Source organism: Undibacterium sp. Jales W-56, assembly GCF_025548535.1.
In the GTDB taxonomy this organism is placed as follows: Bacteria; Pseudomonadota; Gammaproteobacteria; order Burkholderiales; family Burkholderiaceae_D; genus Undibacterium.
Window position 1 is genome coordinate 185,647 of record NZ_JAJLQW010000007.1, and the last position, 14,615, is coordinate 200,261.

15 protein-coding genes and 2 tRNA genes are annotated in these 14,615 nt (G+C 51.0%); 11 read left to right on the top strand and 6 right to left on the bottom strand.

The genetic code is table 11. The features are described 5' to 3' along the window. Nucleotides 1-119 precede the first annotated feature (119 nt). The 11 genes from LPB67_RS17790 (at nt 120) to LPB67_RS17840 (ending at nt 9,957) form a co-directional block, all read left to right on the top strand. Nucleotides 120-1,505 (top strand): sigma-54-dependent transcriptional regulator, encoded by a 1,386-nt coding sequence (locus LPB67_RS17790; protein WP_262838649.1) that lies wholly within the window; start codon nt 120-122, stop codon nt 1,503-1,505. Continuing rightward, nucleotides 1,495-2,778: a sensor histidine kinase gene (locus LPB67_RS17795; protein WP_262838650.1), complete on the top strand. Its 1,284-nt coding sequence runs from the start codon at nt 1,495-1,497 to the stop codon at nt 2,776-2,778. The genes LPB67_RS17790 and LPB67_RS17795 overlap by 11 nt, the downstream gene beginning before the upstream one ends. A 207-nt stretch (nt 2,779-2,985) precedes the next feature. Further along, nucleotides 2,986-3,717: a flagellar brake protein gene (locus LPB67_RS17800; RefSeq protein WP_262838651.1), complete on the top strand. Its 732-nt coding sequence runs from the start codon at nt 2,986-2,988 to the stop codon at nt 3,715-3,717. Between the two features lie 67 nt (nt 3,718-3,784). Then, the gene (locus LPB67_RS17805) at nt 3,785-4,156 is read left to right on the top strand and encodes a hypothetical protein (protein WP_262838652.1); all 372 of its coding nucleotides are present in this window, start codon (nt 3,785-3,787) and stop codon (nt 4,154-4,156) included. 15 nt (nt 4,157-4,171) lie between these two features. Next, on the top strand, nt 4,172-4,510 hold the full coding sequence (locus LPB67_RS17810; protein WP_262838653.1) for a single-stranded DNA-binding protein: 339 nt from the start codon (nt 4,172-4,174) through the stop codon (nt 4,508-4,510). 242 nt (nt 4,511-4,752) lie between these two features. Further along, nucleotides 4,753-5,649, top strand: coding sequence for a neutral zinc metallopeptidase (locus tag LPB67_RS17815; RefSeq protein WP_262838654.1), 897 nt, complete (start codon nt 4,753-4,755; stop codon nt 5,647-5,649). Between the two features lie 272 nt (nt 5,650-5,921). Further along, complete coding sequence (locus LPB67_RS17820; protein ID WP_262838655.1) at nt 5,922-6,746, top strand: DUF2726 domain-containing protein; 825 nt, start codon at nt 5,922-5,924, stop codon at nt 6,744-6,746. Nucleotides 6,747-6,895: 149 nt separating this feature from the next. Continuing rightward, nucleotides 6,896-7,684, top strand: a complete 789-nt coding sequence (locus LPB67_RS17825) for a head GIN domain-containing protein (protein WP_262838656.1) — start codon at nt 6,896-6,898, stop codon at nt 7,682-7,684. A 238-nt stretch (nt 7,685-7,922) separates the two neighbouring features. Continuing rightward, nucleotides 7,923-8,432 (top strand): DUF1993 family protein, encoded by a 510-nt coding sequence (locus tag LPB67_RS17830; RefSeq protein WP_262838657.1) that lies wholly within the window; start codon nt 7,923-7,925, stop codon nt 8,430-8,432. Between the two features lie 23 nt (nt 8,433-8,455). Next, nucleotides 8,456-9,070, top strand: coding sequence for an alpha-ketoglutarate-dependent dioxygenase AlkB family protein (locus LPB67_RS17835; RefSeq protein WP_262838658.1), 615 nt, complete (start codon nt 8,456-8,458; stop codon nt 9,068-9,070). A 314-nt stretch (nt 9,071-9,384) separates the two neighbouring features. Further along, entirely contained in the window at nt 9,385-9,957 is a 573-nt protein-coding gene (locus LPB67_RS17840) for a GNAT family N-acetyltransferase (protein ID WP_262838660.1), read from the top strand. Nucleotides 9,958-9,975: 18 nt separating this feature from the next. On the opposite strand, the gene LPB67_RS17845 is transcribed toward LPB67_RS17840, so the two are convergent. From LPB67_RS17845 to pal, 6 genes are all read right to left on the bottom strand, one after another. Further along, a complete protein-coding gene (locus LPB67_RS17845; protein ID WP_262838661.1) occupies nt 9,976-11,433 on the bottom strand; it encodes a Ppx/GppA phosphatase family protein in 1,458 nt (485 codons plus the stop codon). Nucleotides 11,434-11,645: 212 nt separating this feature from the next. Then, nucleotides 11,646-12,575: a class I SAM-dependent methyltransferase gene (locus tag LPB67_RS17850; RefSeq protein ID WP_262838662.1), complete on the bottom strand. Its 930-nt coding sequence runs from the start codon at nt 12,573-12,575 to the stop codon at nt 11,646-11,648. 121 nt (nt 12,576-12,696) lie between these two features. Beyond that, nucleotides 12,697-12,772: transfer RNA gene (locus tag LPB67_RS17855), tRNA-Lys, on the bottom strand. A gap of 123 nt (nt 12,773-12,895) precedes the next feature. After that, a tRNA-Lys gene (locus LPB67_RS17860) sits at nt 12,896-12,971 on the bottom strand. A gap of 91 nt (nt 12,972-13,062) precedes the next feature. Further along, the gene (gene ybgF, locus LPB67_RS17865) at nt 13,063-13,833 is read right to left on the bottom strand and encodes a tol-pal system protein YbgF (protein ID WP_262838663.1); all 771 of its coding nucleotides are present in this window, start codon (nt 13,831-13,833) and stop codon (nt 13,063-13,065) included. Nucleotides 13,834-14,003: 170 nt separating this feature from the next. After that, nucleotides 14,004-14,540 (bottom strand): peptidoglycan-associated lipoprotein Pal, encoded by a 537-nt coding sequence (gene pal, locus LPB67_RS17870; RefSeq protein WP_262838664.1) that lies wholly within the window; start codon nt 14,538-14,540, stop codon nt 14,004-14,006. Nucleotides 14,541-14,615: the final 75 nt, after the last annotated feature.

The window sequence follows — 14,615 nt, forward strand, 5'->3', positions numbered from 1 at the left end:
AAAATGCCCTGCAGCGGACTGGCCTGATAGATTCGACGAGTGGATTGGACCAGTAGCCCGCTTAGCGCCGATTGCCGGTCGTGGCGAGTGACTGCCTATTTCAATCAAGAACGAGTTTCATGTCCACTAGCTTACCTAATTTACTCATCGTCGACGATGATCCCGATGTCGCATGTGCCGCGCAGATGTTGTTGCGTCGCCGTTACGGGCAAGTGAACGTGGTGAACGATCCGGCACAAGTATCCAGCGTGTTAGCGCAACACCTTCCCGATCTGGTTTTACTCGATTTTAATTTGACTGCTGGCCGCACGGATGGCGGCGAAGGCCTGGCAATGCTGGATCTGTTGCGTGCGCAGCACCCGGCCCCTGCGGTCATCGCGGTCACGGCGTATGCCGATGTACCGCTGGCGGTAGAAGCGCTGAAACGCGGTGCCTGCGATTTCATCACCAAACCCTGGGATAATGCACGGCTACTGGCTGCGGTAGAAACCGCGCTCGCCAGGAGAGCCGGCTCAGCCGTCAGTCATGTCGCAAATAATGCGTCTTCAGCGCTTGCGGCCTTAATGGGCGAGTCCGCCTGTATGCGCGAACTCAAGGCCATGATCTGCAATGTCGCGCCGACCGAGGCGAATGTCATGGTGCTGGGTGAGAATGGCGTCGGTAAAGAATTAGTGGCGCGCGCCATTCACCAGGCATCGCCACGGCAGCACGCCGGCTTCCTGGCCGTCGATATGGGAGCGATACCCGAGACCACGTTTGAGAGTGATATGTTCGGCCATCGCAAAGGCGCATTTACCGATGCGCGTAGCGACCGTGCCGGGCGCTTTCAGGCGGCGCGCGGTGGCGTCTTGTTTCTCGATGAAATCGGCAACCTGCCTCTGGGTGCGCAGGCGAAGTTGCTGACCGCACTGGAGCGCCGGGAAGTCACGCCGGTGGGCATGGACAAAGCGGAGAAAATCGATGTGCGCATCGTCAGCGCTACCAATCTCCGCGAGCTCAAATTATTCGATCCGTCGGTATTCCGTCCCGACTTGTTATTCCGCCTGAACACGATCGTATTACGGGTGCCGCCGCTGCGTGAGCGGCGTGACGATATCCCCGCGTTGTTGCAGCATTATCTGGCTTTGTATCAAGCCCAATATCAGCGCCCGGTACGCGCCATCAATGATGCGGCCTTGAATGCCTTATGCGATTATCGCTGGCCAGGCAATATCCGGGCACTGCGGCATGCCTGTGAACGCGCAGTGATACTCGGTACCCAAGCCGAATATGCATTTCAGGATTTCGGCATGACTTCGCTCGATCCTGCAGCCGATGCAGCGACAGAGTTCAAGTCAGAGCAGCGCCTTCTGCCGCTCAACGAGACATTCAAACTCACTACCCTGGAGCGTGACGCCATCGCCAGCGCCATGACGCAGGCAGGCGGCAATATCAGCCAGGCGGCGAAACTTCTGGGTTTAAGCCGCGCCGCCTTGTATCGCAAGCTGGAAAAACATGACATCTGATATGTCGGCGTCTGCGCCCGGACAGCGCTACCGGCATCGAAAATTATTCTGTCTGCTCGGTACGCTGATCTTGATGGCTGCCGCTGCGAGCGCCGTTTATATAGCCAATGCAACGCACCTCCTGCAAACCGCGCGCCTGCTGACTTTATGCGGATTGACGGGGTTGATCGGCTGGTGGCTGCTCTGGTTCGGCCTGGCAGATTTAGCGACGCGGCAAGTGGTCCTGGTGCCGGATGTCACGCCGCCATTGCCGCAAGACCCGGGCGGTATGCAAGACCGTATTACGACATTGGAAACGCGCCTGGAACATGCGCCGATTGCCTTGTTTGCCATCGATAAAAATACCCTCCCTCATCCAGTCCATGCCATGAATGGCAATGCCCGCCGCCTGCTGGCACCGGGCCGTACAGCCAAGCCGGAACAATTATTTGATTTGCTCAGAGCACAGGCAGTAGGCAAGCGCAGCATGATTTTGTTTGAAACCGAACAAGGGCTGGAGCGTGCCTTGCTGGCGACCAGCAGCGTCACCCTGCACGGCAGCACTGCAATGATGGTGGCCTTGATGCCGGTAGAAACGGAGCTGCAATATGAGGCGCAACAAGCCTGGCAAAAATTAGTCCATGTCCTGACACATGAGATCATGAATTCGCTCACCCCGGTGGCGTCGCTGTCGCGCACGGCCCATGATTTATTGGACGATCTGAAGCCGGACTTGCCTGCCGACAGTGTCAAGGATTTCAGCATGGCACTCGATGCGATAAGTCGCCGCGCCCACGGTCTGGCCGATTTTGTCGGCAGCTATCGCAGTTTATCGAATGTCCCGCCAGCCCATCCTGAACGCGTCCATCTGAATAATTTATTTGACCGTTTGTCGGCACTGACCGCCCCCGCCTGGGCCGCACGCGGCGGGCGGGCTATTTTTTTGGCAGAGCCCGACTCTTTAGAATTGATGATCGATCCCGCACAATTCGAGCAGGCACTGATCAATTTAATCAAAAATGCCGAAGAAGCCACTGCCGGCACTAGCAAACCCGAAGTCGTGATCCGCGCCAAACTCAGTCGCGGCGGACGCTTGCGCGTCGAAATCAGCGACAATGGGCCTGGCGTGCCGGAAGAATTTATCCCGCATATTTTTACGCCCTTCTTTTCCACCAAAGAAAAAGGCAGCGGCATCGGGCTGGCTATGGTGCAGCAGTTAATACAGGGTAACGGCGGTACCGTACGTTATGCCCATGCAGTACAACACGGCGCACGGTTTATCCTGACTATCTGAGCCCGGTACCCAAGCTTATTCAGCGTCAGCACTGTCTTGCCATATCCTTCGCCGGATGCGCTTGATCCCGCCCAACGATGACTCCGGCAATAATGACGCAAATAGATGCCCGATAGCCACTCTCCCGGCTTATATGATGCTAAACGGTATTGACCTCCTTACTCCCAGAGAGTATTTTCGTATACATCACTTTTTGGAGACAAATTCATGTCGGCGTCCTTAAGTAACGATGAAATTGAGGATCGCTATTTTTTGCTCGGTAAGATGGAGATCTTGAACATACTCAATGATCTCATCCACCGCAGGGAGCCTGTCACCGTCTATTTCAATGGCGGGCAAGAATTTATCCTTAGCATGCTCCTGGAGGCGCGTTCCGAAGCCTTGATTTTTGATCTGGGTGGCGACCAGAGGGCCAATAAACTCTTGCCTAAAAGCGCCACTTGCGCGTTTGTTGCAATGCCCGACGGTATCCGCGTGCAATTTACCGGAGTCAAGCCAAACCGGTTTATGTGGGGCGAGAGCCAGGCATTCTGGGTACCTTTGCCCGAACGTATTATCCGTCTTCAAAGGCGCGAAACTTACAGAAATATCCTGCCGGTAGCGAATCCGCTCAAAGTCACACTATGGATGGAAGATGGTACGAGAATCAATGATATGGTCTTGCATGATTTGAGTGTCGGCGGCTTTGGGGCGACAGTGACCGGACTGCCTTCGCTGCGCGCAGACGACAAAATCAGGCATCTCGAAATTCCCTTATCGGATAAAACGACCTTGATCTGTTCCGGCCAGGTAAGGCATGTGACGCTGATTAGCCGGGATGGTCATCGACGTTATCGGATTGGCGTAAAATTTTTTAAATTGCCGCATGCGATGGAAGTTGCGATTCAGCGATATATTATCAAAACCGAATATGAGCGACGTAAATTATTGATGATTTAGAGTTTGCCAACAGTGAACTCGATGACAGAAAAAACCTCTATCCAATCCATATGAACGAGGAGATTGCATGTACGACGATAATGATTTTTTTGCGATAGCGAAATTCTTAAAACTCGGCATCAGAATTACCGTCAAAAATCCTATGGGGCAAAATTCATCGTTTTCCACGAATTTCCCTACACCTAAGGGAACCAGCGTTTCTTTTGACGAAAAATCCTTATACGATCTGGAGCGCAAATTACGCGGATTATTAGCGAGTGACGATCCGGTCAAAACCAAACTTGCTCCATTCGATTATCTGGGAACCAATTTTCGCGGCATACTTTTCCACCTGAAAGACATCAATGAATATGTGCTGCAAGAGACGCATGACCTGTTTGGAACGGCGTCCAAGCGCATTGTCAGGAAGTCGGAATATTTTTTTCAATTACTCAAATAATGCACAAAGGCTCATGTGATAGATGCACTCATTGCCGGCAGGATGTATGGCCAGGCGCAGCAACGGCAAGGCCAGGCAGCTAGCCACTACGTCACCTGCAAGCTGCGCGTCGCGCTGGCTGGCGGCGATACGATTTTTTGTAATGTAATCGCGTTCGACGATACGCTGCAAGCAGCCTTGCTGGCCTTAGGCGACGGCGACGCTGTTTCTGTTTCAGGTGCTTTGACACCCAAAATATGGGAAGACAAGCAAGGCAATACCCGTCCCGCAGTTGACTTGATTGCGCATGCGATCCTGACGGTGTACGACGTACAAAAGAAGCGCGACGCCTTACAAGTCGATGATCTGAATTGACCAGGACACCGCAAAAACCACAAACGCTCACCACCGAGACACGGAGACACGCAAGAAGAACTGACTCATTGAGGTGTGAAAATTAAAACGAACCCGCAAGCTGGGTGCGCCTGTTGGCACGAAATACCTCTGAAAGCCGCATCCAGCCTGCGGGTTCAATATGAACAGTGATGAGCAGCTTAGCGTTTTGCGTAGGTCTTGCTACATGACAGCGATATGATCCTTACAGTGAAGGAAACAATATGAAATGGGAAGGCAATCGCGAAAGCGATAATGTGGAAGACCGTCGCGGTGACGATAATAGTGGCGGCGGTGGCGGCAGTGGAATCGGCGGCCGGCATATCGGCATTGGCTCCATCGTCATCGCTTTGGTCGCATCGTATTTTTTCGGGGTGAATCCCCTGACGGTATTGAGTTTGCTGAGCGGTGGCGGTTCGGGGCAAGTATCGACCAGCCAGACCAATCAATCCAACCATCAGGTCCGCCCTGCCGCCAATGACAGGGAAACCAAGTTTGTGCGTACTGTTTTGGCAGATACGGAAGATGTCTGGAAAGAATTGTTCAGTGCCAGCAGCGCGCAATATACAGCGCCCCATCTGGTCATTTTCGACACGCTCACATCCACTGCATGTGGCAAAGGAGAATCGGCGACAGGCCCGTTTTACTGCCCTTCCGACCGCAAAGTGTATATTGATCTGAGCTTCTATCGATTGATGCGCGATCGTTTTCATGTCAGCGGCGAATTCGCGCAAGCCTATGTAATTGCGCATGAGGTGGGGCACCATGTACAAAACCTGTTGGGAATATCCGACAAAGTGCATGATGCACGGGTGCGCGCTTCACTCATACAGGGAAACGCCTTGTCGGTAAAAATGGAACTACAGGCGGATTGCTTCGCCGGGGTCTGGGCTTTTCATGCGAATCAGGCGCGCAGCATTCTGGAAAAAGGCGATGTAGAAACTGCCTTGAATGCCGCCACCGCCATCGGCGACGATGCCTTGCAGCGCAAAGCGCAGGGACAGGTAGTGCCGGACTCATTCACCCATGGCAGCTCCGAGCAACGAGTTCGCTGGTTTAGTCGCGGCCTGGAGAGCGGAAAAATGGAGCAATGCGATACATTCCAAGCCAAACAGCTATAAGCTGAATATCTTGTTTGATCGATGCGGCTCGAATTGCATAAAGCTTGCCTTTTTTGCAAATAAAGATCAGAATTATTGTCACTATTTGCGGCAAACCGACACGCCATCAGTACATCGCGTAGTCTCAATGGGCGAGTATCAACACTCAGCTTGAAGGTAAGGCATATGAAAGCCAATCATGGCGGCATGTTGAGTCAACAGTCCGGTGGAGCGACTCTTCATTTGATGCGTTGTAACTATGTACCTGTCCACTTTGGAGATAAGGCCGATTGATGTTTTCTTTCCCTTTCAAGAAAAATAAAAGTACGACTGCAGCCTATGAAGAAAAGCCTTTCTTTGAAAAACAAGAACAGGTTTTTTTCGGGCGCTTACGCCGCGCTGTACCGACTTGCTATATCTTTCCGAAAGTGGACCTGAACGACTTGCTCGAACCGATGAGTAGCGATCCCAAACTGAGACGGGCGGAACAAGCCGATCTCGAAGGCAGGAAAGTCGATTACGCGATCTTTGATGCCAGCATGAATCTGCTCTGTGTAATCGAGTTGAATGAAGAACTTGACGATGATGGCAAATACCTGAGCAATGAAGCTTTTTTTAAAACGGCAGGCATTAAAACGATACGCTGGGAAAGACAGGCGCTGCCAATTTTCGATCAGATCTTGCGCATACTGGCGCCCTTCTCGACGATCGCCGCTCCCAAACCAGATATCGCTGCAAGCACGGTAATGCGCACCCAGCAGGCGCCAGCTACTAACGCATCCGCCAATCCAGATACGGTGCAGGCCATCTATTCGTCCTGTCCGACACCCAGCAATATCGTTGCGATGTCGATCCATGATATTGAGCGGCTAACCCCTAAACAGTATATCAAAACGGCGTATCCCCATTTGTGGCAGCGGATTTGCCTGTTCTGCAATGAGCCCATGCACCTCAAACGCTATCTGACGGCATTGGTGATTCAAGGGCCAGGCGAAAACAGAGTCGGCTTCCCAAACGAAATCCTGCTTGAAATAGCCAGTATCCAGGCAGAAAATGAGCGCCACCTGGAAAAAGCGGCACCACGCACCACTTGGGATACGGCATTCATCAATCGCTAGAAATCGACGGCACATGGCGCTGCCGTCTATCCCGAGCGGAGACGTTCTATTCCAGCATAAAACCATTTCATCGCAAACCATTCGCACCTCGCTGCGGATTTCCGCATACTGCGACAGCATTGTTTGATCTCCATTGATAAGGAAACAGCATGATTACTTTGACTCGTTTTGCACATCGTATTTGCGTCATCGGCCTGGCATCCGGTGCAATCGGACTGGTAACCTATACCCCTGTGGCCAGCGCCGCGGACTGGAGCTGGAGTTGGGGCTCAGGGAAACATATTGCAGGCTCAGGCAAGGTGCAACTGGAAAATCGGGCGGTCAGCCAGTTCAATGCGATCAGCATCGGGCTGCCAGCCAATGTTGAATTGCAGCAAGGGACGAGCGAAGGTATTTCGATCGAAACCGACGATAATTTGCTCGCACTGATAGAAACCGTCGTCGATAATGGCACTCTCAAAATACGCCCCGTCGAAAAGCACACGAATTTCGATACCAGAACCATGAAGATCGTGATCCGATTAAAGCAGATCGATGAGCTTGACGTGGGTGGTTCCGGCTCTATCCATGCCGACAAATTGCAGGCAGCTAAATTACGCGTTACCTTGGGTGGCGCCGGCGCAGTTACTTTGCAGGGCTTGAATGCAGACAGCCTGGCTTTGTCGGTGGGCGGCAGCGGTAGCTTTAAAGTCGCCGGCACGGCATCCACAGTGTCGATGAACATAGGCGGCTCCGGCTCGATTGACGGTGCGGCATTAAAAGCCAATGACACCAAGATCAGCATAGGCGGCTCGGGCAGAATCAGCACCACAACCAGAGACAATTTAAAAGTCAGTATCGGTGGCTCAGGCACTGTCACCTATTACGGCGATCCGCAGGTAAGCAAAAGCATAGGCGGTTCTGGCAGTGTGGTACGTGCGGGGAATTTCCCTTCATAGCATGCCTTAGTTATTGATTCTGTTTTACCAAAGCGCTGAGGCAAGCCTGCTTCAGCGCTTTTGGGGTTTTTAGCCCGGCCGATTTGCATGCCGCACGACTGGCTGCCGGCACAATTCCGGTCTCATACGCGGTTTCCGGTAACTCACTATAATCACTCTGCTTTGTGACGAAACACTTGATGACTGCAGGTCGATCATCGCAATACCATCCCGCTTCACTCACCTATCAGGAGTTTTCATGACTATCTCTATGTATGCCGCCTCTGTTCCCGTGTTCCGCCAAATGCTGCTGAGCTTGAGCGATGTTTTAAACAAAGCCGAAGCCCATGCTACGGCCAAAAATATCGAACCGGCAGCGCTGTTGCAATCGCGCCTGTTCCCAGACATGCTCTCGTTCACGCGCCAGATCCAGATCGCAGCCGATTTCGCCAAAAGCGTATCCGCCCGCCTCGCTCACATTGATGTTCCTTCGTATGAAGACAATGAGCAAAGTTTCGCCGACTTGCAAGCGCGTATCGCCAAAACCCTGGCGCTGCTCGATAGCCTGACTCCGGCACAGTTTGAAGGCAGTGAAGAACTGGACATCGTTTTACGTCCAGGCACGCCGAAAGAAAAAAAACTCAGCGGTCAAAATTATTTATTGGCCTATGGTTTGCCGCAATTCTTCTTCCATGTCACAACGGCCTATGCGCTGCTGCGTCATAACGGCGTTGAGATCGGTAAAAAAGACTATATGGGTAATTTCTAACACCAGTCAATTTGCCAGCCGCCATGCCGGATCTTTTTTCTGCACCGAATAGCCTGGAGCAACTCGCAATCAGCGATGGTGAGCTGGCATTTGCGCATGAATTCTATACTGCAGAGCAGGCCACGGATTTATTTCATGAACTGCTCAATACCACACCGTGGCGGCAAGATCCCATCACGGTGTGGGGCAAAACGCATTTGCAACCGCGCCTGACCGCCTGGTATGGCGATAACAACAGCAGCTACGAATATTCAGGTCTGGCGCTCGATCCCTTCCCGTGGCCCCCAACCCTGCTATCGATCAAACAGGCGATAGAAGATCTGACACAGCATCGTTACAATAGCGTCCTGCTGAACCTGTATCGCGATCAGTACGACAGCGTAGGCTGGCATAGCGATGATGAACCGGAGCTCGGTCAATCACCGGTCATCGCCTCACTCAGTCTCGGCGAGACGCGACGCTTCAAACTACGGCACAAAAACAAACCCGCACAAAAACCGTTGACGATCGCGCTGACCAATGGCAGCGTGCTGCTCATGGCCGGTGATTTGCAACGCTATTGGGAACATGCTGTTCCGAAAGAGAGTAGATTCCATGCGGCCAGGATCAACCTCACCTTCAGAAGCATTTTTCGTTAAGCATGCAAAGTTGATGCGGCTTTCCGGCACTTCAATACTAGATTCTTTTTCATTTTATCCAGCATGGGCAAAAAAAAGCTACGCCATATAAGACGTAGCTATAAACCACTTTGGGAGTGGGATCAAGAAAAGTAAAATGAAACACCGTCAATATAGTCCAGCGATAAAAAAGTGCTGAGGACTATTACATTTTTTTACGGGATGGCACTGTCGTGATACTTAAGCGATACAAAACTTAAGCACTGTTTTACAAATCGATACGCGGCTTAAAAAATTAGGAATACACTGACGCATCGGCTACCCACTCATCTGGCATGACATCCTCATCCGAAAAAAAATCTGGCGACCATTTCCCGGAATTACGCACGAGCCGCTTTATCCTCAGGCAAATCGTGCAAGAGGATATCGGGAATATTTTTAAAGGATTGTCCCATCCCAAGGTAATTGCCTACTACGGCATTTCTTATGACAGCCTGATAGCCACACAAGAACAAATTGAATGGTATCGCCATCTGGAGCAGGAACAGACTGGGCGCTGGTGGGCGATATGCCCGATTGCCGCACCGGATCAATTGATCGGCGCTTGCGGATTGTATGAATGGGATAAAGACAATCACAATGCCGACCTCGGTTACTGGCTGCATCCTGATTATTGGCGTCAGGGTGTCATGCAGGAATGTCTGCGCAGCGTATTGGCGCACGTTTTCAGCACCCGGCAATTACACAGGATAGAAGCCGAAGTAGAACCTGACAACGATGCCAGCAGCGATCTGTTACTGAAGCTGGGATTTCAGTTTGAGGGACGGCGCCGGGAAGTCGCCTGGAAGCATCAGCGTTATGTCGATATGGATTATTACGCTTTACTAGAACCTGTTAACAAACCCTGAAGTACGGATTTGAATCACCTAGATATTCGCTTTCACAACAAATTCCACACCCACCTCGCGCCAGCATTCGATTTCTTTTTGCAGCCAGAACGCGACCGTCGGATGCAAAGTAACCCAGTCCTGGCGGATTTCGAGTTCGATTTTATTTTTCATTTTCAGACGAAAATCGGCGTAATCGAGCTCTACCCGCGAATGCATGAAAGTCACGGACAAACGCAATGCCAACACTGCCTTGGCAAAATCAAGATCGGCAAAACTGTCGCTGATTTTTCTGAGATTGCCTTTTTGACTCAAAATTAATTTGCTCATCACGCGCTGTTCACGCGTGGTGAATCCCGCCATGTCGGCATTCTCTATCATATAGGCACCGTGCTTGTGATAACCCGTATGCGAGACGACCATGCCCACTTCATGCAACATGGCACTCCAATGCAGATGACGGGTATAGGTATCGGATGCAGGCCTCAGTTGCGCGTACAAAGACTTGACCATATCGGCAACCCGATTGGCGCGCGTAACATCCGTGTGAAATAAAGTCGTCGCATTATGCACAGCCTGCTCACGTCGATCGCGCTTGGTGGAACGCAAATACAGGTCCCACATGACGCCCATACGCAAACCCGCTTCAATCGGACGCAGCACGTCGATATTAAATTCTTGCAGCAAACCAATCAGGATCGCCAGTCCGCCGACCACCATCGCAATACGCTCAGGCTTGATGCCATTTAATTCCAGCTGGCTTACCTGACCGCATTGCACACAATATTGTTTCAGAGTGGTCAGGCTTTGCAAGGTAATGCTACCATCGCCCAGACTGTTCTTGGCAATCGCGTCAGAGATCGCGCGGATCGTCCCGGACGAGCCATAGGCATTGCGCCAATGCTCGGGCTGGTATGGCGGTGCCGCATCTTCAAACAAGGATCGTGCCGATAGGATCGCCGCCTCGAAACCTGTTTCAGTAATTTTCCCTTGCGGGAAAAAAGTAGCGCTGTGTTTGACCGTGCCGATGCTGAAGGATTCGACTCTAACGATTTCGTGGCCGCGACCCAAAATCACTTCCGTCGAGCCGCCGCCAATGTCCAGCACCAGGCGACGTTCGCCGGGCACCGCGATCGAATTCGAGACCCCCATATAAATCAGGCGACCTTCTTCCTCGCCCGAAATTACTTCAATCGGATGACCGATCGCCGCCTCGGCAGCTGGCAATAGTTCGCCCGCATTTTTTGCAATACGTATCGTGTTGGTCGCGACCACCCGCATCGCGTCGATAGGGAATTCATCGAGAATAAGCTTGAAACGGGCCAGGCTATCGACCGCGCTCTTGATCGCTGCCGGCGACAAATTCCCCTGGCTATCCAAACCGGCGGCCAGGCGAATCGGATCACGCGCGCTTTTGATGACGCGGATCACATCGCCCTCGTGACGTCCTATGTGCAAGCGAAAACTATTTGAACCAAGATCAACGGCAGCAAACATACTGCGACTCTCCAATAAGATGTATCGATACGAAATGCATCATGCAGACCTTAGAAAAAACCAATTCCAGGTTTTTATCCCAACATAATAAATCTAAGCGTGAGTACCGTTAGATTTTTAGCCCATCATGTATTCTGATAAATGATATTAATCATTATTTATGACCTCAGAATGACTTTATCCGCGGCAAATATGAATACCGTCTTGCGATGTCACGCGGGTGTGAAAAAGCGTTTGCGCATGGAGTCCAGGCCTGTACTTTTTAACACTTCTGCCAGGCGCTCCGCCGGACGTTTGGCAGGCAAGCCTTTGTATTCGGCAATAATCAATTCATTCTTCATCGAATGCTCCCACCCGACCAATTCCGTCACGCGCACCTGATAGCCGTGGGCTTCCAGTTGAAGGCAACGCAAGACATTGGTGATCTGGCTGCCAAATTCCCGCGTATGAATTGGGTGACGCCACATCTCCGATAAAGGGTTGTCACGTACTGCATCGCCTTTGTGCTTGCGCAATTCAGCCGCGACTTCAGCCTGACAACAAGGTACCAGCACCATGAACCTGGTTTTCTTTTTCAAGGCAAATTCTATGGCGTCATCGGTCGCGGTATTGCAGGCATGTAAGGCCGTAACGATATCGATCTGATCCGGTAATTGTTTTGAATGAATCGATTCTGCAACCGATAAATTCAAAAATGACATGCCGGGAAAGTTTAAGCGCTGTGCCAATTCGGTCGATTTACTCACCAATTCATCCCGTGTTTCTATGCCATAGATGTGGGAGCGATCCTGATCTGCGCTGGCCTTAAAAAACAAGTCATATAGAATAAAGCCGAGATACGACTTACCGGCACCGTGATCAACCAAGCTGAGATCGGCATGATCCTCGCGCAATTGCTGCAACAAAGGTTCGATGAATTGATATAGATGATAGACCTGTTTCAATTTGCGGCGACTATCCTGATTCATCTTGCCGTCACGCGTCAGTATGTGCAACTCCTTGAGCAGCTCAATCGATTGTCCAGGACGAATCTCGTGGTGCTGTTCCTGTTTAGCAGCGGACTTAACGACGGGCTGAGATGGCGGTTTCGATGCACTCTTTGATGCTGGCATGGGCTTGCTTTTATCCTGTTGATGTTTCATCAGGCATCCTTGAATAGGTAAAAATGCGTCATAGTGCAACAAGTATAGACACTTCTCCACACCAGAAAAAACAAAAAGGACTCAGGCTTTCACCTGAGTCCTTACTATTTGCGTGTAACTTTGGTAGGCCGTGCGGGATTCGAACCTGCGACCAACGGATTAAAAGTCCGCTGCTCTACCAGCTGAGCTAACGACCCAAAGACTGCGATTTAAAAACAAGGCGTGAACTGCAAAAACCACTACAGGGAATGCAAATTCAATAACGCCGGTGCTTATAAATGAAAAAGACTTAGATTTTCACCTAAGTCTTTCGAATTTCGTGGTAGGCCGTGCGGGATTCGAACCTGCGACCAACGGATTAAAAGTCCGCTGCTCTACCAGCTGAGCTAACGACCCGAAAGAACGAAATTATAGTATGTTCCATAATCCCTGTCAACGAGCTTGCCGGATTTTTTCCTGCAAAGCCCGGTTCTCTCCGATCTTAGACTTATTTTGTGGCGGCCAGACGACTCCTTGCTGCTTGCGCTGCATCGGTTTCCGGATACTGCGCAATGACGGCTTCCAGCGTTTTTTTGCTGCCCGATTTGTCTTTTAATTCAAGCTGGCATGAGGCGATATTCAACATCGCATCCGGTGCTTTGGGATGCTCGGGATAATTCTTCACGAGCAGATGCAAGGATGAAATCGTATTTTTGCAATCGCGTTGCGCGTACCAGGAATTACCCAGCCAATACTGTGCGGATCCGGCGTAAGCGGATTGCGGATAATTCACATTGAAGGCGGTAAATGCAGCGCTGGCATTTTTATAGTCTGCCGCTTTAAACAAAGACAGCGCCGCATCGTAAGCACGTTGCTCGCCGATATCGACAGTCGCTTCTTTGCCATCGATCGTCATTTTCTTCGGCTCTAATTTACGCACGCGGTTATCCAGATCGACATAAAAATCTTGCTGACGCCGTTGTGTGTTCGACAGATCGTTGGTCAACACTTCGACTTGTCCGCGCAATTTTGCGATCTCGGCGCGTAGCTGTTCGATCTGATTCGCCAGTTCCAATGCACTGCTTTTATCCGCCTTGGTATCGAGTTTGTTGTCGAGCTTGGTGCTGACTGCATCAACTTTGGCGCGCAAATCCAGAATCGCTTTACGCGCTTCATCATCATCAAAAATACCAGCGGATGCGCTCGATGGCAACGCAGACACCAGCAGCATCGCACAGGCAATAGCCCGCATCGGTTGGGAGAATGTAAACAATTTCATGGGATTGGCAATAAAAGATTAAACCAGCAGACCGGAAAGCGAGAAAAGCGCATATCGCTTTAAATGGGTGGCCAGACGTACGCCAAGCAAACTAGCACTTGATCGTCTTGGTCGATCACCGCTGCCCTACATTAAGCGGATTGCATGATGGTGCAATCCGCTTTCACAGATTATTGATAAATGATGTCGGAACGGCGGTTTTCTGCCCAGGACGCTTCATCGCTACCCATTGCTTTTGGTTTTTCCTTACCCAGAGAAACCGCTTCAACTTGCGCTTCCGGCACACCTAACAATGCCAATGCTTTACGCACTGCTTCTGCACGTTTTTGACCCAGCGCCAGGTTGTATTCGCGACCGCCGCGTTCATCGGTATTGCCTTGGATCAGAATCTTGCGACCCTTGTTGGTGACCAGGTATTTAGCGTGTGCTTCAACCAGGGATTTGTACTCATCTTTAACGACATAGCTGTCATAGTCAAAATACACGCTGCGTTTTGCCAATACACCTTTTGGATCATTCAAAGGATCGACGGAAGCTGTATCGACGGTGCTGACAGTGCGCGTATCAGCAGGTTGGGTAGTCGTTGTCGCAGACTTGTCTTCTACTTTTGCAGGCGCGTCCAATTTGACTGGCGTGCTGCAAGCGGTAATCAAAGCGATGCTGGATAACAGCAAGGCCAAAGTGCTTGATTTGATCGGTGAGCGCATGTAATTCCCCTTTTTTTAAACTGAAATAAATTGAAATAAACTTAAAAACCTTGGTAAATCCAACGAACTAAAATC

Coding starts and splice junctions, on each gene's coding strand:
- LPB67_RS17790 (WP_262838649.1), top strand. CDS start 120: ATGTCCACTAGCTTACCTAATTTACTCATCGTCGACGATGATCCCGAT.
- LPB67_RS17795 (WP_262838650.1), top strand. CDS start 1,495: ATGACATCTGATATGTCGGCGTCTGCGCCCGGACAGCGCTACCGGCAT.
- LPB67_RS17800 (WP_262838651.1), top strand. CDS start 2,986: ATGTCGGCGTCCTTAAGTAACGATGAAATTGAGGATCGCTATTTTTTG.
- LPB67_RS17805 (WP_262838652.1), top strand. CDS start 3,785: ATGTACGACGATAATGATTTTTTTGCGATAGCGAAATTCTTAAAACTC.
- LPB67_RS17815 (WP_262838654.1), top strand. CDS start 4,753: ATGAAATGGGAAGGCAATCGCGAAAGCGATAATGTGGAAGACCGTCGC.
- LPB67_RS17820 (WP_262838655.1), top strand. CDS start 5,922: ATGTTTTCTTTCCCTTTCAAGAAAAATAAAAGTACGACTGCAGCCTAT.
- LPB67_RS17825 (WP_262838656.1), top strand. CDS start 6,896: ATGATTACTTTGACTCGTTTTGCACATCGTATTTGCGTCATCGGCCTG.
- LPB67_RS17830 (WP_262838657.1), top strand. CDS start 7,923: ATGACTATCTCTATGTATGCCGCCTCTGTTCCCGTGTTCCGCCAAATG.
- LPB67_RS17835 (WP_262838658.1), top strand. CDS start 8,456: ATGCCGGATCTTTTTTCTGCACCGAATAGCCTGGAGCAACTCGCAATC.
- LPB67_RS17840 (WP_262838660.1), top strand. CDS start 9,385: ATGACATCCTCATCCGAAAAAAAATCTGGCGACCATTTCCCGGAATTA.
- LPB67_RS17845 (WP_262838661.1), bottom strand. CDS start 11,433: ATGTTTGCTGCCGTTGATCTTGGTTCAAATAGTTTTCGCTTGCACATA.
- LPB67_RS17850 (WP_262838662.1), bottom strand. CDS start 12,575: ATGAAACATCAACAGGATAAAAGCAAGCCCATGCCAGCATCAAAGAGT.
- ybgF (WP_262838663.1), bottom strand. CDS start 13,833: ATGAAATTGTTTACATTCTCCCAACCGATGCGGGCTATTGCCTGTGCG.
- pal (WP_262838664.1), bottom strand. CDS start 14,540: ATGCGCTCACCGATCAAATCAAGCACTTTGGCCTTGCTGTTATCCAGC.